The following is a 17,448-nucleotide window of genomic DNA, read 5'->3' as shown; positions in this document are numbered from 1 at the left end:
TTGATCTTTTTGCGTTTGAATCCATTTTTAGCTATGTTTGGCTGCACATGGCGATACGCGACAAGATATATTTTGCTTCAGATTTCCACCTAGGCGCTCATCCCCGTTCGACGACGCGCGAACGAGAATCCAGGATTGTCCGTTGGCTGGACGCCATCAAAACCGATGCAGCCGAACTTTACCTGATGGGCGATATTTTCGATTTCTGGTTTGAATATGCTACCGTGGTGCCCAAGGGTTACATCCGGTTTTTGGGCAAGCTGGCCGAACTGGCAGATCTGGGTATCAAAGTAACACTCTTCAAAGGCAACCACGATATGTGGATGTTTGGTTATCTAAAACATGAAATCGGCGCTGACATCGTTGACAACGAATTGATCATCGAGCGCGGAGGGAAAACATTTTACATGCACCATGGCGACGGATTAGGTCCCGGCGATAACAAGTACAAACTACTGAAGAGAATATTCAGAAGCAAAGCATGCCAATGGCTTTTTGCACGGCTGCATCCCAATCTGGGAATAGGTATCGCCCAGCGATGGTCTGCCCACAGCCGTGCCGCTTCCGGAACCGATGAAGTATTTCTCGGGGAAGACAACGAGTGGTTGATTGTATATGCCAAGTCCATCCTTGCGAATCGGCACTACGACTATTTTGTCTTTGGCCACCGCCACCTGCCTTTAGAGGTTGACTTACCCAACGGCAGCAGGTATGTAAACCTCGGCGAATGGATAAACCACAATACCTATGCGGTATTTGATGGTGAAAGATTGGAATTAAAAAAATGGCTAACCTCATCGCTATAATTGTATATTATGAATTGGATCATCTTAATTATTGCCGGGCTTTTTGAAGTGGGCTTTACGGCAAGCCTCGGCAAAGCGAAGACAACAACTGGCATGGAGTCCGTTTGGTGGTATGGCAGCTTTGCCCTTTGCCTTACCTTAAGCATGGCCCTATTAATACGGGCTACCCAAACGCTGCCGCTCGGCACGGCCTACGCCGTGTGGACCGGTATTGGAGCGGTGGGCACCGTGTTGGTCGGAATCATATTCTTTAAAGAACCAGCTACACTATGGCGACTGGTGTTTATCACTACCCTTATCGGTTCCATCGTGGGGCTTAAGGCAGTATCACCGCATTAAGTCTGGCATCCCGCCGATTTTTCATCCATTAAAAAAACCGGTAAAAAAGCGTACTTTTGTACACATTTTTGTGATTTCGTTTCCCGGCCCTCGTTGCACTGTTGGGGTGAAGCAGGAGCTAAGGCGAAGCGCAAGCACCAAACACTTTACGTATGTTAGAAAAGTTAAAAGCGATAAAAGATCGTTGGGAAGAGGTAGAGCGCGAACTAAGCAGTCCTGAAGCCATCAACGACATGAAACGGTTTGCTCAGCTCAATAAAGAATACAAGGATTTGGGAAGAATCGTAGAGCAGTATCATATCTATAAGAATATGGTCAGCAACATCGACACCAATAAGGATATCCTTGCCAATGAGAAAGACCAGGAGCTGCGCGAAATGGCTAAGGAAGAGCTGGATATTCTTTTGGAGCAAAAAGAGGCGAAGGAAGAAGAGATTCGTTTGATGCTCATCCCGAAAGATCCGGAAGACGCTAAAAATGCCATCCTTGAAATCCGCGGTGGTACTGGGGGCGATGAAGCAGCGCTATTTGCCGGCGACCTCTACCGCATGTATACTCGCTATTTCGAAAAGAAAGGATGGCGTGCAGAAGTCATGGATGTAACCGAAGGTACTGCGGGTGGTTACAAGGAGGTGATCCTGAAAGTAACTGGCGAGGATGTCTATGGACAACTAAAATATGAATCTGGTGTACATCGGGTACAACGTGTGCCGGATACAGAAACCCAAGGGCGTGTGCACACATCAGCCGCGTCAGTAGCTGTACTTCCTGAAGCGGAGGAAGTGGATGTAGAAATCAATCCAGCGGATATTGAGATGCAGACATCTCGATCAGGCGGCGCAGGCGGTCAGAATGTAAATAAGGTAGAAACCAAGGTACAGCTCACTCATAAACCTACGGGCATTGTTGTCGTTTGCCAAGTGGAGCGCTCGCAACTGGCGAACCGTGAATTGGCCATGGAAATGCTGCGTTCAAAACTGTATGAGCTTGAAGTGCAGAAAAAACACGGCGATATTGCCGCTAAACGCAAAACCATGGTCTCCACCGGCGACCGTTCTGCAAAAATCCGGACATACAATTTTCCACAGGGTCGGGTTACCGAACACCGCATAGGGCTGACGATGTACAACCTTCCAGCCATCATGGATGGTGATATTCAGGAGGTTATTGATGCGCTTCAATTTGCAGAAAATGCAGAGAAAATGAAGGAGGGGGCAACGCTCTAATTATTTTAAAAAAAATGTTTGCAAATAGAGAAAACACGCTATATTTGCAGTCCCAAACGGGAAGTAGGTCTGGTAGTTCAGCTGGTTAGAATACATGCCTGTCACGCATGGGGTCGCGGGTTCGAGTCCCGTCCAGACCGCCAGTTTAAAACGCAATCATTTGAAAAACAAGTGGTTGCGTTTTTGTTTTGCAAATAGGTAGCAAAAAAGGGAGCAATGTCGATAAGTCCCCCAAACACTTCCAATTCATCTCCTTTCGGTGTCCCCGGCTTTGCATCAAAGATGGCTTCCAACCGTGCATAGCGGTTTGGTAATCCTGCCCTGTTTTGATGGGGTTAATTTCCATATCCTTTATAGGTTAGTTGCTTCAATCTTTGTCATACTCCGCACCTGATACCATGCTTTTAACGGTTGCTCGCTATGGCATGCCGTTGCCAAGCGTACTCCTGAAAATATCCTCATGCTATACAAAGGCAGCCATTAGTTCCCAAATCGGGAAACATTAGTCTACTTTCTTCAAAACAGTTTATTGTTTCGGAGCGCCAAAAGCCTTTTGCATAAGCTCTTTCCGTCGCTCCTGTTTCGATATTGATATAATTGTTGATTGACCACGGCCATGCAGGGGAAGACGGTCGAATTATGTTGCCTCACTTGGAGTTAATAAACGCTGCGGATTGCAGCTAAAAAAATAAAAAAAAATTTATTTTTACAAATAAGTCACCACTTGGTGTTTTTTTTTTTTGGTTACCTTTACTGTTGTTATCGGCAGTCTTGGCATTTAACGTAACAAGTGGCCCAAAAATTCCGGCAGTGAGACAATTACCATTAACCCATAAAAACATAGTATATGGAAAACCGAATCTTAATTTACTCAATTGCCGCAATGCTTGCATGTTTGGCTTGCAGCAAAGAAGGTGACCAAACCGATGATGGCAACATCATCTCCCTGAACGAACTTTCAAGCAACTTCCTCTTGGTTGATGACAGGGGGTTGCTCAACAAAGTCCAAACCCATTTAGACCAAGACAAACTATCAGCTAAGGTTTCCCAAATCGAGGAAGTGAAATTTTACGAATCGGCTGATGCAAGGTTTTACTTGGTCTCCTACAAACTTGATGATGGTGATACCAAGGAAATCGCAATCAGGGATAACCTCGTTACCAACCAATCGACCGGAATTTCATGCAGGGGGCAATGTACAAGTGATAGGTGCCGGATTGAAGGGGAAATTGACTTAGATTTGAGTGACGGCGATGATTCTTGGTCCCAATGCAGCTGCACTGCATGTGAAATGCATGTGACCACCGCGGCCATAACGGAATCAGAAAATGAAACCTTAAGCAAGGGATTCCGGAACATCGAGGATTTGGCGAAAAAAAGCTTCCTAAATACTTTTGGTACCCCGTCCGACAAAATTGCAGTTACAAAAGTTGACTATTTCAAGGACGAAAAAGTGGATATCCAGACCTTCACCTATGAAGGGAGCAACGGTATCGAGTCCACGTTTATGGTTGTGAGGGCCTTAGTGGACGGAATCAGTGCTAACGGGGTGGAAATGGCGGCTATGGATACAACCATAATCGATTGTACCGGAAGCTGTGATTGCAGGGAAAGGTATTATCCCGGAACCGGGGCAGTTGAATGCACCTGTTCCGATTGCAAAATGATAGTCGAAACCGAAGATACAGAAGAAGGTTAAAATCTCCATCGTATTTTTTTTTATCTCCGGCGGTCGTGCGTTCGCCGATATGTTACATGCTGCATGCCAATTGGCATTGGTTTCTACCTACTTAACGTTTTACTGCTTACCTTTGTTGAGCTAGTCGTATACATCGGAGGGGCGACACAATTAAATAAAAGATGAAACCGATTCTTATCTTGACTGTTTTAGCCATAGCAATGGCTTGTAACAATGCAAAACAATCCGAACGAATGAAATACAAAACCACCGGTCATATCGAACGCGTTGACCCAGCATTGGATACCATCATTGACACCGATGCAAAGGCTGAAATCATTGCGGAAGGCTTCGATTGGAGCGAAGGGCCACTGTGGGTAGAAAGCGAGCAAATGCTGTTGTTTTCAGACGTGCCAACCAACACGGTTTATAAATGGACGGAAGAAAACGGCACGGAAGTTTACTTGCGGCCCAGCGGCTATACCGGGTCGAAGCCCAGTCAGCGCAAAGAGCCGGGCAGCAACGGCTTACTGCTGGATAACGAAGGGAACCTTGTTCTTTGCCAACACGGCGATCGGCGGATGGCCAGAATGAACGCAAGACTAGACCAGCCCGAAGCTACGTTTACAACGTTGGCCGACACCTACAACGGCAAGCGCTTCAACAGTCCGAACGATGCGGTATATAACCATGTTGGCGAACTGTTTTTTACTGACCCTCCTTATGGACTGCTAGCGCAAAATGACGACGACCCAGCTAAAGAAATTCCCTTTAACGGCGTATACAAAGTAAAGCCGAATGGTGAAGTGATCCTATTGGCCGATAGCATCACAAGGCCGAACGGAATCGCGTTTTTTCCCGATCAAAAAAAATTGCTGGTCGCTTGTTCCGACCCCAATGCGGCCAACTGGTATGTACTTGATGCTGAAGATAATATATTGGCATCGCCCACTTTATTTTATAGTGCTACTGATGAACGGGATGGATTGAAAGGCCTTCCCGACGGGCTGAAGATTAATAAAAACGGGACCGTATTTGCGAGCGGTCCCGGGGGCATATGGATATTCAACTCAGCGGGAAAAGTACTCGGAAAAATAAAATTAGATGAAGCAGCATCCAATGTGGCCTTATCTGCCGATGAAAAAACCGTCTACGTGACCAACGACATGTACGTCCTACGGATCAAACTGAAACCCTAAAAAATATAATCCGTACTCAAAAAGTTGGAGTTATGTTCCCGGACAATGGCATTAAACAGTTGTTTATTAGGCTCCGTTACTTTAGTCGCTACCAATGAACGTATCGAGAATGACCGCAAGGCATCAAATACCGATAGCGTACCTTCCGCACTGTCTTTCCTGCCTGTAAACGGAAAGACGTCGGGTCCCCGCTGCGCCTGACAGTTGATGTTCACGCGGCTGACAAGGTTTACAAAAGAATCGATGAGTTTGGCCACTTCAACCGGATCTTCGCTGAATATGCTTACCTGCATACCGTGCGAAGCATTTACCTGGTATTTGATAGGTTCTTCGATGCCATCAAAAGGCACTACGGGAATCACAGGGCCAAATTGTTCTTCATGATATAGTCTCATCTTTTCATTGACGGGATACACCACGGCGGGAAATACAAAGGAGGCCTGGGTATACCCACCGTTTTCATTAACTACGTGAGCACCTTTAGCCAACGCATCGTCAATACACCCACGGAGATAAGCCGGTTTGTTCGGTTCAGGAAGGGGAGTGATTTTCACATCTTTCTCCCATGGCAATCCCGGCTTCAGCGCTGACACAGCGGCATTCAGCTTTTCGACAAACTTGGCTGCTATTTCTTTCTGAACAAATATTAGTTTCAGTGCAGTGCAACGTTGCCCGTTGAAGGAAAGTGCACCTAATATGCATTCGCTTACCGCTACATCGATGTCTGCATGTCTAGTCACAATTGCAGCATTTTTTGCATCGAGACTCAATATCGCACGTAGGCGGTTTACTTTTGGATGCAATTTTTTAAGTCCGTTGGCCACCTTGCTTGATCCGATGAAGGCCAGCACACTGACCTTGCCACTTTCCATGATTGGTCGAATAATTTCGGAGCCCTTGCCGTACAACGTGTTCACCGTTCCTTTTGGAAACGCTTCCTTAAACGCCTTAAGTAGTGGATAATGGGCTAAAACACCGTGCTTAGGCAACTTAAAGAGTATGGTGTTGCCCATGATAAGCGCCGGTATAAGCGTTGTAAATATTTCGTTCAGTGGGTAATTGAACGGCCCCATGCTTAACACCACCCCCAACGGAGCCCGTCTTATCTGGGCAATGGTACCCTCAGCTTGTTGAAAGCGTGACGACTCCCGGTCCAGATCTTTCAATGCGTCAATCGTATCGTTTATGTAATCAACCGTACGATCAAATTCCTTGGCTGCATCTGGTAGTGTTTTTCCGATTTCCCACATCAACAGTTTGACGACCACGTCACGTTGCTGTACCATAAGGTAGACGAATTGCTGCATGCATTGAATCCGCCCTTCCACTGACATCGTCGGCCATTGACCAAGCCCGTTATCATACGCGGCAAAAGCGGCGTCCAGCGCTTCTAAAGCTTCCTTTGGACTAGTATCCGGTACACTACCCAATAATTTCCGTTCAAGTCCATTCGAAGTAGGAATACATATCGGAGAATAAATATTCGTAACAGCACCGTCCCAAGGCACTAGCTTTCCATTTAATAAATATTCCCGCTGATGAATTTCAGGGACAATGTATGCTTCCGGTATGTTGTTTTCATCTTTGAATATTCCAGACAGCGTACCCCCAGTGACGTGTTGTTGTTCCATAGTTTTATGAATCAGTTAAAAGAACCCGCTATTTAAACGACATATTCAAATTTAAAGAATTTATTCGTCCGGCGGTACTGTTTTGTCTAACGGACATTTGTCGCCGGTCGCTATGCTATCGCTTTTGGGTGGGTCTTCAACTGAACAACGTTCGTATACCGGGCTCTTCACAGCTCAAATACCCATGCCAACGGCCGGGCTGACCAAGGGTATTGACAGGAAATCCATTACTTCGATATTCCCCTAGGGGTACGTGTATAGCTTCTTCCTGATGATTAATACCACCGAGGCTCCCTATCGGGAAGAAGCACCAACCTGGGCTACGAGTGACTCTTCATTTTATCCGTACGCGTCCTTAAGAGCTGAATCACTTTATCTGATGCCTGTTTAAACGCCACATCAATGTTGTCTGCCGTCGCCGTTACGGCTTCAGGGTTCAAGCCCTTGATGCGCACTTCTATCGTACAACGTTTGTCGTTACTCCCCTGTTTGCCGCTATTTTCATCAGCCAGAAAGACTTCAAGACGGGTAACAAATTCGGCAAAATGTGATAGCGAATCATTCAAACTCGTCGTAATCTTGCTGATAAAACTTTCGCTTACCTCGATGTTTTTGTCAGAATTAACTTGTATAGTCATAACTTGTTTTTTTGCGATAATACAAATAAGAATTTTAATCGATGTCACCATTTTTCATGATAACGTCAAAAAGTCAACCAAAACCCTTCTTCAGATCAACACCCAAACGTTGATGCGCGAAAGTTCATTAAAAATGAGCACCATCGCATATCGTAAACAAACAATCTTTATCTTCGTCCTGTTAGACATTTTATATGCTACTGCCCATAGGAGACGAAAATCACGACCGGAGATCATTCCCCTTCATCAATTATTTACTGATTGGCATAAACATTTTTGTTTTTGTCTTTTTCCAAGGTTTCGGTTATAATATCCAGTTCACGTTTTCCTATGCCACTATCCCTGCAGAGATATTGACAGGAAAAGACATTGTTACGGAAAGCCAGCTCGTCGTTGACCCGATTTCGGGCACGTCTTTTGAAATGCCCGGATTGCAACGCACCGATATACCGGTATTTTTGACACTCATTACAGCCATGTTTATGCATGGGGGTATAGGGCATTTGGCCGGAAACATGCTCTACCTTTGGATATGTGGAGACAATGTAGAGGATAGACTTGGCCATTTCAGGTACTTGATTTTCTATTTGTTATGCGGTATTCTGAGCGGCCTAAGCCATGTATTCACCACCCTGTTTTTTGGTCAGAATCTATTGACCCCATGTTTAGGTGCGTCAGGGGCAATCTCGGCCGTCCTTGCGGGTTATATGGTACTTTTTCCTCGTAAACGCATCACCATTTGGATGTTTTTCCTGGTCTTTTCTGTCCCAGCTATTGTAGCGATTGGCTTATGGTTTTTGTTTCAGGTCAGCAATGGCCTCGGCGCTTTAGGCGGTGAGCAAGCCGGAGGCGTAGCCTATGCCGCTCATATCGGCGGTTTCATCGCGGGATTATTGTTGGTCAATCGGTTCAGGAAGCGCATTACTTATGCTCGTGCCTGAACTACGCCGGCACATAGCCCCCAGAGACAGTGGTCATACTCGCTATTACCAACGTGACGGCGACAGTTCCGTTTAAGCTGCCATGTCCCTCAAAATATCGATGGCGTGATTTATATCAGGCACATGCTCAAAGGCAATGCGGAGAGCGCCCTTTACTTCTTTCAGGTTGCAAATAGTAGGGTTTTGCTGCACGAACTGGAGCACCTTACCAAAGCGGTCACTTTCGAAATAGCCGGGATTGGTAGCAAAGTAACCCCGCAGCAAATTGTTTTTGTAGGAGATTTTCTCCAATCCAATTTCCCGGCCCAACCATTGGAGGCGCAAGGTATTGAGCAATTCTTCCACTTGGCGTGGTACTGGTCCAAAACGGTCCCGAAGCGACTGCTTGAATGCATCGAGCTGCTGCTCGTTTTCCAATTTAGCAATTTCGTTGTACAGATTATAGCGCTCGGCGACATTGGTCACATACTCATCCGGAATAAGCACCTCCAGATCGGTATCAATTTGAGTAAACGGCACGAACTCGCGCGGCTTTACGTCATCGAACAAATCCGAAAACTCGTCATCTTTCAACTCCTGTATTGCCTCATCCAATATCTTATGATACATTTCAAACCCAATTTCGGCGATGAACCCACTTTGTTCAGCCCCCAGCAGGTTGCCACTGCCTCGGATATCGAGGTCGCGCATGGCTACGTTGAAGCCACTGCCCAACTCGGAAAACTCCTCAATCGCACTGAGTCGCTTATATGCCTCCGAAGTAAGCGTGGAAAGCGGCGGGCTCAGCAGGTAACAAAACGCTTTCTTATTGGTACGCCCTACACGGCCACGCATCTGGTGCAAATCGCTTAAGCCAAACATATGGGCATGGTTGATGATGATCGTATTGGCGTTGGGGATATCCAGCCCGGCCTCAATGATGGTAGTAGCTACCAGCACGTCGTAGTTGTGATTGATAAATTTGAGCATTACATCTTCCAGGGCATCGCCTTCCAGCTGCCCGTGAGCCACGCCTACACGGGCATCAGGCACCAGTTTCTTGATAAGATTGCCCAACTGCGGCAGGTCAGCCACGCGGTTGTGGATGAAAAATACTTGCCCACCGCGTTCAATTTCATAAGAAACGACTTCCTGTATCAAGGTCTCATTAAAAACGTGCAGCTCAGTTTGCACCGGTTGTCTATTGGGCGGCGGCGTATTGATGATACTCAGGTCGCGTGCGCCCATCAGCGAAAAATGCAATGTACGCGGTATCGGTGTTGCGGTGAGTGTGAGCGCATCCACATTGGCACGAAGTTTCTTGAGCTTCTCCTTGACGCCTACCCCGAACTTTTGTTCTTCGTCCACGATCATTAAGCCGAGATCCTTAAATTTGACATCCTTGCTCACCAAGCGATGCGTACCGATGATAATATCCAGTTTACCATCGGCCAGCCGGGCCAAAGTTTCCTTGATCTCTTTGGTAGTCTTAAACCGGTTGATATAGTCAATCGTGCACGGAAAGCCCTTAAGCCGCTCGGAAAATGTACGGTAATGCTGCATAGCCAAAATCGTCGTCGGTACGAGTACCGCCACCTGTTTGCTATCCGCTACGGCTTTAAATGCTGCTCTAATGGCGACCTCCGTCTTGCCGAAGCCCACATCACCACACACTAATCGATCCATCGGGTGGGGCGATTCCATGTCACGCTTCACATCTGCCGTTGCCTTCTCTTGGTCGGGCGTATCTTCATAGATAAAAGACGCTTCCAACTCGGTCTGCAAGTAGGTATCAGGGCTAAAGGCGTTGCCGGTCTGTGCCTTGCGCTGGGCGTAAAGCTTAATTAGATCCCGCGCGATGTCCTTAACTTTTTTTTTAGTGGTTTTCTTGAGCTTGTCCCACGTATCAGTCCCCAATTTGTTCATTTTGGGCACTGTCCCTTCCTTGCCTGTATATTTGGAAATACGGTTCAGCGAGTTGATATTGACATACAGCAGGTCATTGTCGGCATACACCAGTCGAATCATCTCCTGCATCTTTCCATTGACCTCGACTTTTTCCAACCCCGCATATTTGCCGATGCCATGATCGATATGAGTGATATAATCACCCGGTTTTAGCTCACGCAACTCTTTGAGTGTAATTGCCTGCGATCGCTCATATCCTTTTTTTCGCTTGTATTTATAATAGCGGTCAAATACTTGGTGGTCCGTATAACAAGCAATCCCCAGCTCGACATCCAAAAATCCTTCCCTCAACGCCGTATTGATAGGCGTAAATGTCACCGACTTATCCAAGTCCTCCAAGATGGCCAGTAGGCGTTCAATTTGTTTGGGTGAGTCGGCAAAAATACAGTTTTGGATCTGCGCTTTCTCGTTTTCCTTAAAGTTATGGATGAGCAAGCTGAAGTCTTTATTAAAGGACGGCTGCGGCCGCTGATCAAACGCAATAGTTTCGGTTGGCTGGTAAAAAAACTGCTTACCAAACTCCACCACCGCAAAGTCGTGCAGCATAGCCGCGAGGTTCTTCTCGTCGATGAAACTGTACCGTGGGTCTATCCACTCCGGATTTTGCTGTTTGTCTGCATCAGGGAGAGCCTTCCACAACTCGCCTGCACGCTTATAGCCTTTGGCCATCACATCCAGTGTGAACTGCACATCTTCAAACCAGATTGCTGAATCTGCCGAGATGTATTCCAGTAACGAGATATTTCCCTCGGTGAGGAACTTGGCCTGGACGTTCGGCACAATCGTCACGGTATGTATCTTGCTCACCGAAAGCTGGCTCTCCACATCAAATGTGCGGATGCTTTCTATATCATTGCCGAAAAACTCGATGCGGTAGGGCAGATCATTGGAGAACGAAAAGATATCCACAATGCCACCCCGGATGGCATACTGCCCCGGCTCGTATACGAAGTCTACACGCTCAAACTCATACTCCTGCAAAAATTCGTTTATAAATTCGATATCCAGGTTGCTACTTTGGGTGATTTCAAGCGTATTCTTTTCCAAATCCTTCCGGTTGATCACCTTCTCGGCCAATGCCTCGGGATAGGTGACCACCATTTTGGGCAGTTCGGTCGTATGATTAAGCGTGCTGAGTGTTTCGGCACGCTGCAAGACGTGCGCACTGTCAGTCTGCGTGAAGTCAAAGGCTTTGCGATAAGATGCTGGGAAAAATAACACTTGTCTATCCAGCAAACCTTCCAAATCACTCAGAAAGTAAGAAGCGTCTTCGTGGTTGGGCAACACAAAAACCATGGGGCGCTCCTGCAGCTGATAACATGCCACCGCTACCATCGCATCTGCTGACCCGATTAGTCCGCGCAGCCGGATTCTCGGGTTTTTGCCGTGCAATGCCTTCGCTAAAGCGCGTATATTGTCGCTTTGCTGATACCTCGCTAAAATGTCACCTATACCCACGTCTAAAAACGGGGCAAAGGTACGGAAAAAATTGGCGATATTAAACTGAAAAATGTCATCGAAGGGCACATACCGGGAAGCCCTATCACCTTTTCCATACCCACTTCCGATCTGCAAACTGGATGGCGCATACCGCAAGGATTGCAAATCCAATGATTGGCAAATAAGCCCACAACCAAAGCAAGGCGGCTTTAAACCGCGGCAAGTCCACCACGTAATAAAACACGGCTATCGCTATCAATCCACAGCCGACGCCCAAAATAAGGTTAAGCGCATCCGTACGACGATCCTTTTTTTCCTGTAGCAGAACGATTTCTGCCATCACCTCATCCAACAGCCCGACGGGCTGTTCCTGGTTTGCCGCTAGTGCTTCCTGAGCAAGCGATTCGAAGAGCTGTGTGTAAGCATCAATATCTGTTGCGGTGAGCGGCCGTTGTTCGGCTCCGGCTTGTTCTCGTAGCAGTTTGCTCAATTGTTCATTTGTCAATTTCATAAGCTTCTCCTATTTTACCAGGTAAGCCAATTTGTCCTTTAGCAATTTCCTCGCCCGGAACAAGTGGCTCTTTATCGTACCTTCTGACAAGCCCGTGATTTCTACAATTTCCTGATAAGAATAATCATCGATGTGGAAAAGATTAACCACTAGCCGATAATTTTCCGGCAGCTGGTCAATCATTTTCAAAATAAAAGTACGCATTTCTTTTTGATCCAAGGTCTGTCCGGGATGCGCTGTGCTTGCGAGCGTGTCGCGGTAGTCTTCGGTACGGTCAATGAGCGACTCCCTATGCCTTGCACTTTTAAGGTAATCCAAGCTGGTGTGATAAGCAATCCGAGCAATCCAAGTAGAAAGCTTGCTTTCCTGCTTGAAGTGTTTGAGATTTTTATACACCTTAATAAATACCTCTTGACAGACGTCTTTCACGTTTTCCTCGTCCTTGATCACCCGCCGTACCATGCTCAACACCAATCGCTCATTCATACTAACCAGCAACCTGAATGCATGCAGGTTCCCTGCATTAATTTTCGCAATCAGTTCGTGGTCCGAATACATCATTGCCCGTTAGACGATATCGGATAACCACAGGTTTCAAAAAAAGAAAATTAAAATAATTGCAACTTTCTTCGGTTACGAATCGTCACACGGGCAACATTAAAATTTAATTGACATGAATGTCCATCTTGTACCAATCCTGTTGACAGGAATCGTATTCTTCACTGTCGCATACATAATCGAAACGATATTAAAATATCGTCTGCGCTCGCGTATTGTCGCCTCAGGCCTCACCGACGAGCGATTCATCAAAGGGCTGTTTTCCAGCAGAGCAGACAATAAGGCAAGTTCGCTGAAGTGGGGGCTTATCCTGCTGTTTGCGGGCATTGGACTTATCGTGCTCGAATATGTGCCGTACGAATACGATTCGCCCCTGCCCTATGGCATCGAAGGTACGTTTATTGCACTGGGCTTCCTGATTTATTTCTTTATCGTGAATGGAAAACGAATCAGGCAGACACACACTGAACACTCCAGTACCGAGCGTGATTTTTGACCGCTTAAAAGCAGGCTGAGCCGTGCGATTTGTTTTTCGAAACTTTCATACGTCTTTCACGGTTTGACCGCCGACTACCTGAAGCTACAACGCACCGCAGCACGGAGGAGTCAGTTGGCTATCAGCCTGCGGTCGGCTTGCGGTAAGGGCGCGCAAAACAGCGAGCTGACAGCCAGCCCACGGCACTTAGATAGCCCTGCGCCGCGCAGCAGTCTAACAGCAGTCGGGGAGCAGTCTGGCCCTGTGGCATGAGCTTTGCCTTTTTTCCTGTAAAACAAAAAAGAAAGGTTATACAGATGAAAAATCAAATGATCATGTTTGGAGGATTGGTAATAGCTGCCTTGATGTTTTTAGTTTCATGTGACAAGGATACTGATCCTGCTGATAGGGACCTGTTTGTAGGCACCTACGAAGGTACAATAACCTTCAACGACAACGAGCGGACCATCGCTGATGAAGATGGCCGTGTAACGGTAACAAAAGTCGGTGATTCTTATACCTTTGTCTTCGGTAGCGGTATACCGGATCTTACCGGTGTGCGCTTCGAAAGTGGCGATAACAATACCTATGTCAGTATTGGAGACGGACTCACGGGCATTACCATTACAGCAAGTTCACTCAACATGCTGGTAACGAACGACCGCGGCACTTGGACCGCGGATTGCAGCCGGTAATTTTAGTAAAAAGGGGCGATCATAGATAAAGATCGCTCCTTTTTTACTATTTTGCAAACGCATAGGAAATTGTATGGAAAGCGTGACATTGCGTAAACAAGACAAGACAATACGGACAAATGGCTGGACAGTAAAAGCCGATTGGCCCAACCGCATCATTAAGGCTTCGCTAATGATTATCGGCATATTGTTTCTTACCGCGTCATGCACGCTGGATAAACAAGCCAAAGCATTGAAGGCCTTGGAAAAATGCCGTTATGAGTTTGTATCTGCTGATAGTGTATTTTTGGCTGGTACGGACATCAATAAGTTTGTTGCAAATGGTCGGGTAGATGTAAGCCGCCTTCCCGGTGTAGCGTTGGGGTTCTTAAACCGAGATGTTCCACTTTCGGGCATACTGAATATCCAAATCACCAACCCGACGAGTAACCTCGCCGGAATCAACCAATTTGCCTATAAAATAGCGATCGAAGATAAGGAAGTGCTTGACGGCACTTCGGATTTACCGATAGCAATACGCCCAGGGGAAACAATCACCGTACCGGTAAAATTGCAGACCAATGTGTATAAATTCCTTTCAGACAAGCAGACACTGGATAAGCTGCTTTCATTTATCCAACGTGCACAAAGCGGGGCAACGGATGAAAAAATCAACTTAACCTTCAGTATCAAACCCACGCTTGCATTAGGCAATAAACAAATCAATTATCCGGGTTACATCCGGATAGACAAGCAGGTCGACGCCAACCTACTCATCAGCAACGGAATTATCCCATCGCGTTAACGGCTTGTGTATTGCTCTTCGTAGTATTGCTGATAGTGCCCAGAGGTAACGTCTTGCAACCACTCTTCATTGGCTAAATACCAATCGACTGTTTTTTCCAGCCCTTCTTCAAACTGCAAACTAGGTTCCCAACCGAGATCCCGCTTCAGCTTTGTTGCGTCGATCGCATAGCGAAGGTCATGGCCGGCACGGTCTTTCACGAAGGTAATCAACTTGGCTGATTCACCTGCTGCCCGCCCCAATTTGCGATCCATAATATTGCAAAGCAATCGAATGAGGTCTATGTTTTTCCATTCGTTGTGCCCGCCAATATTATAGGTCTCTCCCGATGCCGCCTTGTGAAAAATCACATCAATTGCACGAGCATGATCTTCCACCCACAGCCAATCGCGCACATTCTCTCCCTTACCATATACCGGCACGGGCTTGTTGCCCTTGATATTATTGATTGCCAACGGGATAAGCTTTTCCGGAAAATGATGCGACCCATAATTGTTAGAGCAGTTAGAAATGACGGTATCAATACCATAAGTATCGTGATAGGCGCGTACAAAATGATCCGAAGAAGCCTTGGAGGCCGAATAAGGGGAATGCGGATCGTATTTGGTCTCCTCCGTGAACATACCGGTATCGCCTAAAGCTCCGTATACCTCATCTGTAGATACATGGTAAAACCGATGCGCAGGGTAAGCGCCCTGCCAATGTTTCCGGGCAGCATTCAATAGCACGACTGTGCCCACCACGTTGGTCAATACAAAGTCTATCGGGTTGCTTATCGAGCGGTCTACATGCGATTCAGCCGCGAGGTGGATGACAGCATCCGGTTGTTCTGCGGTAAACAAACCATCGATAAATTGTGCATCGGTGATATCCCCTTTGACAAACCGGTAATTTGGTCGATCTTCTACATCGCGAAGATTGGCCAGATTACCGGCATACGTGAGGTTATCGAGATTGATGATTTGGTAGTCCGGATAAGTCGTTACGAATCGGCGCACCACATGCGATCCGATGAAGCCGGCGCCACCTGTTATGATGATTTTCTTCATTTATGACATACATTTTTCAGGCGCAAGAAGCTTACCTGAATTATTTCACCTTGCAAAATTAATCCTTTAGGGGGTTATCCTTCAAATACTGCTCCCATTTCCATGCCGAACGCATCATTTCTTCGATACCCAGCTCCGCTTTCCACCCCAATTCGGTGGCCGATTTGGATACATCGCCCCATACCTGTTCTACGTCGCCAGCACGACGGGGACCTATCTGATAGTTAAGCTTCACACCCGTAGATCCCTCAAATGCCTTGATAACTTCCAGCACGGAATTGCCCCTGCCGGTACCGATATTAAAGACATCGTAGTTGCCGTTCGGATTGCCTTTTTCGAGTAACCTGATGGCTGCTACATGTGCTTTAGCCAGATCGACCACATGGATGTAATCACGGATGGCTGATCCATCCGGCGTGTTATAGTCATTTCCGAATACCGTGATGGGGCCCCGCTTGCCGATGGCGCTCTGTGTAATGAATGGCACCAGGTTCTGCGGCACGCCCAGTGGTAACTCACCAATAAGCGCACTTTCATGGGCACCCACCGGATTGAAATACCGGAGGGATATTATGTTATAGTTGTTGAGGGCCGCAGCGGTCTCAGCCAATATTTCTTCAGCGATCTGCTTCGTATTCCCATAGGGGGATTCTGCCCGTTTCACGGGGGCTGCCTCCGTGACAGGCAACTTATCGGGCTGACCATACACTGTACAGCTGGACGAAAACACGAAATTCACAGGCTTGCCCTGATAGGCATTCAACAGGTTGATAAGCGAAAAAAAGTTATTGTGATAATATTTCAGTGGCTCGCGTACAGACTCTCCTACGGCCTTATATGCGGCGAAATGAATAATCCCCGTGATGCTGGGATGATCGGCAATGAACTGCCTGACTGCCGCCTCGTCACAAAGGTCGAACTGATGAAACTCCGGTTTGATGCCGGTAATTTTACGGATTTGTTCCAATACGCCGATGTCCGAATTGGATAGATTGTCGATGATCACGGGTGTATAGCCCGCCTGCTGCAACTCGACTACGGTATGGGATCCAATATAGCCTGTACCCCCTGTTACTAATATTTCAGCCATTTATCGTTTGTTATAGTAGGTGAAGTCTTTGTGCTCGATTTCCTTGTCTGGCAAGGATTTGAAATACGCATACGTGATGCGTAGCCCCTCCTCACGGCCTACCTTGGGTTCCCAACCCAGCAGCTCCCTGGCCTTGGTGATATCCGGCCGCCGCTGCTTGGGGTCGTCTACCGGCAGCTCCCTGTACACCAGCTTCTGGGAAGTGCCCGTCAGCTTGATGATTTCCTCGCCGAACTGTTTGATGGTGATTTCATCCGGGTTACCGATGTTTACCGGATAGGGGTAATCACTGTGCAGCAGGCGGTAGATGCCCTCCACCTGGTCGTCCACGTAGCAGAATGAACGGGTCTGTGAGCCGTCACCGAAGACGGTGAGGTCTTCCCCGCGCAGCGCCTGCCCGATGAAGGCCGGCAGTACCCGGCCGTCATTGAGCCGCATCCG

Annotated in this window: 17 protein-coding genes and 1 tRNA gene; 10 read left to right on the top strand and 8 right to left on the bottom strand. The window is 47.1% G+C overall.

All coding sequences use genetic code 11. From position 1 onward, the window contains the following. Positions 1–47 precede the first annotated feature (47 nt). From B5X72_RS13870 to B5X72_RS13840, 6 genes are all read left to right on the top strand, one after another. Positions 48–806 (top strand): UDP-2,3-diacylglucosamine diphosphatase, encoded by a 759-nt coding sequence (locus B5X72_RS13870; RefSeq protein WP_079717522.1) that lies wholly within the window; start codon positions 48–50, stop codon positions 804–806. A gap of 9 nt (positions 807–815) precedes the next feature. Then, the gene (locus tag B5X72_RS13865) at positions 816–1,145 is read left to right on the top strand and encodes a DMT family transporter (protein ID WP_079717521.1); all 330 of its coding nucleotides are present in this window, start codon (positions 816–818) and stop codon (positions 1,143–1,145) included. 152 nt (positions 1,146–1,297) lie between these two features. Beyond that, a complete protein-coding gene (prfA, locus tag B5X72_RS13860) occupies positions 1,298–2,371 on the top strand; it encodes a peptide chain release factor 1 (protein WP_079717520.1) in 1,074 nt (357 codons plus the stop codon). A 66-nt stretch (positions 2,372–2,437) separates the two neighbouring features. Next, positions 2,438–2,514, top strand: a tRNA-Asp gene (locus tag B5X72_RS13855). A gap of 704 nt (positions 2,515–3,218) precedes the next feature. Beyond that, positions 3,219–4,070: a hypothetical protein gene (locus tag B5X72_RS13845; RefSeq protein ID WP_139378696.1), complete on the top strand. Its 852-nt coding sequence runs from the start codon at positions 3,219–3,221 to the stop codon at positions 4,068–4,070. 233 nt (positions 4,071–4,303) lie between these two features. Further along, positions 4,304–5,248, top strand: coding sequence for an SMP-30/gluconolactonase/LRE family protein (locus B5X72_RS13840; RefSeq protein WP_139378695.1), 945 nt, complete (start codon positions 4,304–4,306; stop codon positions 5,246–5,248). On the opposite strand, the gene B5X72_RS13835 is transcribed toward B5X72_RS13840, so the two are convergent. Together B5X72_RS13835 and B5X72_RS13830 are read right to left on the bottom strand one after the other, a co-directional pair. After that, entirely contained in the window at positions 5,245–6,879 is a 1,635-nt protein-coding gene (locus tag B5X72_RS13835; RefSeq protein WP_079717516.1) for an NADP-dependent glyceraldehyde-3-phosphate dehydrogenase, read from the bottom strand. The genes B5X72_RS13840 and B5X72_RS13835 overlap by 4 nt on opposite strands. A 320-nt stretch (positions 6,880–7,199) precedes the next feature. Continuing rightward, entirely contained in the window at positions 7,200–7,517 is a 318-nt protein-coding gene (locus tag B5X72_RS13830) for an HPF/RaiA family ribosome-associated protein (RefSeq protein WP_139378694.1), read from the bottom strand. Positions 7,518–7,711: 194 nt separating this feature from the next. On the opposite strand from B5X72_RS13830, the gene B5X72_RS13825 reads away from it, so the two are divergent. Next, on the top strand, positions 7,712–8,458 hold the full coding sequence (locus B5X72_RS13825) for a rhomboid family intramembrane serine protease (protein WP_079717514.1): 747 nt from the start codon (positions 7,712–7,714) through the stop codon (positions 8,456–8,458). A 72-nt stretch (positions 8,459–8,530) separates the two neighbouring features. Here the strand turns inward: B5X72_RS13825 and mfd are convergent, their stop codons facing one another. The 3 genes from mfd to B5X72_RS13810 form a co-directional block, all read right to left on the bottom strand. Continuing rightward, positions 8,531–11,863: a transcription-repair coupling factor gene (gene mfd / locus B5X72_RS13820; RefSeq protein ID WP_079717674.1), complete on the bottom strand. Its 3,333-nt coding sequence runs from the start codon at positions 11,861–11,863 to the stop codon at positions 8,531–8,533. Between the two features lie 85 nt (positions 11,864–11,948). Then, the gene (locus B5X72_RS13815) at positions 11,949–12,356 is read right to left on the bottom strand and encodes a hypothetical protein (RefSeq protein ID WP_079717513.1); all 408 of its coding nucleotides are present in this window, start codon (positions 12,354–12,356) and stop codon (positions 11,949–11,951) included. Between the two features lie 9 nt (positions 12,357–12,365). Continuing rightward, complete coding sequence (locus tag B5X72_RS13810) at positions 12,366–12,917, bottom strand: RNA polymerase sigma factor (RefSeq protein WP_079717512.1); 552 nt, start codon at positions 12,915–12,917, stop codon at positions 12,366–12,368. A 112-nt stretch (positions 12,918–13,029) separates the two neighbouring features. Between B5X72_RS13810 and B5X72_RS13805 the strand changes: the two genes are divergently transcribed. From B5X72_RS13805 to B5X72_RS13795, 3 genes are all read left to right on the top strand, one after another. Further along, positions 13,030–13,410: a DUF6249 domain-containing protein gene (locus tag B5X72_RS13805; RefSeq protein ID WP_079717511.1), complete on the top strand. Its 381-nt coding sequence runs from the start codon at positions 13,030–13,032 to the stop codon at positions 13,408–13,410. A gap of 296 nt (positions 13,411–13,706) precedes the next feature. Beyond that, complete coding sequence (locus B5X72_RS13800; protein ID WP_079717510.1) at positions 13,707–14,084, top strand: hypothetical protein; 378 nt, start codon at positions 13,707–13,709, stop codon at positions 14,082–14,084. 73 nt (positions 14,085–14,157) lie between these two features. Next, positions 14,158–14,868, top strand: a complete 711-nt coding sequence (locus B5X72_RS13795) for a hypothetical protein (RefSeq protein ID WP_079717509.1) — start codon at positions 14,158–14,160, stop codon at positions 14,866–14,868. On the opposite strand, the gene rfbB is transcribed toward B5X72_RS13795, so the two are convergent. The 3 genes from rfbB to B5X72_RS13780 all read right to left on the bottom strand — a co-directional run. After that, a complete protein-coding gene (gene rfbB / locus B5X72_RS13790; protein WP_079717508.1) occupies positions 14,865–15,917 on the bottom strand; it encodes a dTDP-glucose 4,6-dehydratase in 1,053 nt (350 codons plus the stop codon). The two genes, B5X72_RS13795 and rfbB, sit on opposite strands and share 4 nt — an antisense overlap. 58 nt (positions 15,918–15,975) lie before the next feature. Next, entirely contained in the window at positions 15,976–17,007 is a 1,032-nt protein-coding gene (gene galE / locus B5X72_RS13785) for a UDP-glucose 4-epimerase GalE (protein WP_079717507.1), read from the bottom strand. Next, on the bottom strand, positions 17,008–17,448 hold a 441-nt coding region (locus B5X72_RS13780; protein ID WP_139378693.1), incomplete at its 5' end, for a GDP-mannose 4,6-dehydratase. It abuts the gene before it with no gap.

The organism is Parapedobacter luteus (assembly GCF_900168055.1).
GTDB lineage: Bacteria > Bacteroidota > Bacteroidia > Sphingobacteriales > Sphingobacteriaceae > Parapedobacter > Parapedobacter luteus.
This window is presented reverse-complemented; position numbering and strand designations above follow the sequence as displayed.

Bases quoted from the DNA above. Each gene is read 5' to 3' on its own strand.
- B5X72_RS13870 (WP_079717522.1), top strand. From the start codon at position 48: ATGGCGATACGCGACAAGATATATTTTGCTTCAGATTTCCACCTAGGC.
- B5X72_RS13865 (WP_079717521.1), top strand. From the start codon at position 816: ATGAATTGGATCATCTTAATTATTGCCGGGCTTTTTGAAGTGGGCTTT.
- prfA (WP_079717520.1), top strand. From the start codon at position 1,298: ATGTTAGAAAAGTTAAAAGCGATAAAAGATCGTTGGGAAGAGGTAGAG.
- B5X72_RS13845 (WP_139378696.1), top strand. From the start codon at position 3,219: ATGGAAAACCGAATCTTAATTTACTCAATTGCCGCAATGCTTGCATGT.
- B5X72_RS13840 (WP_139378695.1), top strand. From the start codon at position 4,304: ATGAAATACAAAACCACCGGTCATATCGAACGCGTTGACCCAGCATTG.
- B5X72_RS13835 (WP_079717516.1), bottom strand. From the start codon at position 6,879: ATGGAACAACAACACGTCACTGGGGGTACGCTGTCTGGAATATTCAAA.
- B5X72_RS13830 (WP_139378694.1), bottom strand. From the start codon at position 7,517: ATGACTATACAAGTTAATTCTGACAAAAACATCGAGGTAAGCGAAAGT.
- B5X72_RS13825 (WP_079717514.1), top strand. From the start codon at position 7,712: ATGCTACTGCCCATAGGAGACGAAAATCACGACCGGAGATCATTCCCC.
- B5X72_RS13815 (WP_079717513.1), bottom strand. From the start codon at position 12,356: ATGAAATTGACAAATGAACAATTGAGCAAACTGCTACGAGAACAAGCC.
- B5X72_RS13810 (WP_079717512.1), bottom strand. From the start codon at position 12,917: ATGATGTATTCGGACCACGAACTGATTGCGAAAATTAATGCAGGGAAC.
- B5X72_RS13805 (WP_079717511.1), top strand. From the start codon at position 13,030: ATGAATGTCCATCTTGTACCAATCCTGTTGACAGGAATCGTATTCTTC.
- B5X72_RS13800 (WP_079717510.1), top strand. From the start codon at position 13,707: ATGAAAAATCAAATGATCATGTTTGGAGGATTGGTAATAGCTGCCTTG.
- B5X72_RS13795 (WP_079717509.1), top strand. From the start codon at position 14,158: ATGGAAAGCGTGACATTGCGTAAACAAGACAAGACAATACGGACAAAT.
- rfbB (WP_079717508.1), bottom strand. From the start codon at position 15,917: ATGAAGAAAATCATCATAACAGGTGGCGCCGGCTTCATCGGATCGCAT.
- galE (WP_079717507.1), bottom strand. From the start codon at position 17,007: ATGGCTGAAATATTAGTAACAGGGGGTACAGGCTATATTGGATCCCAT.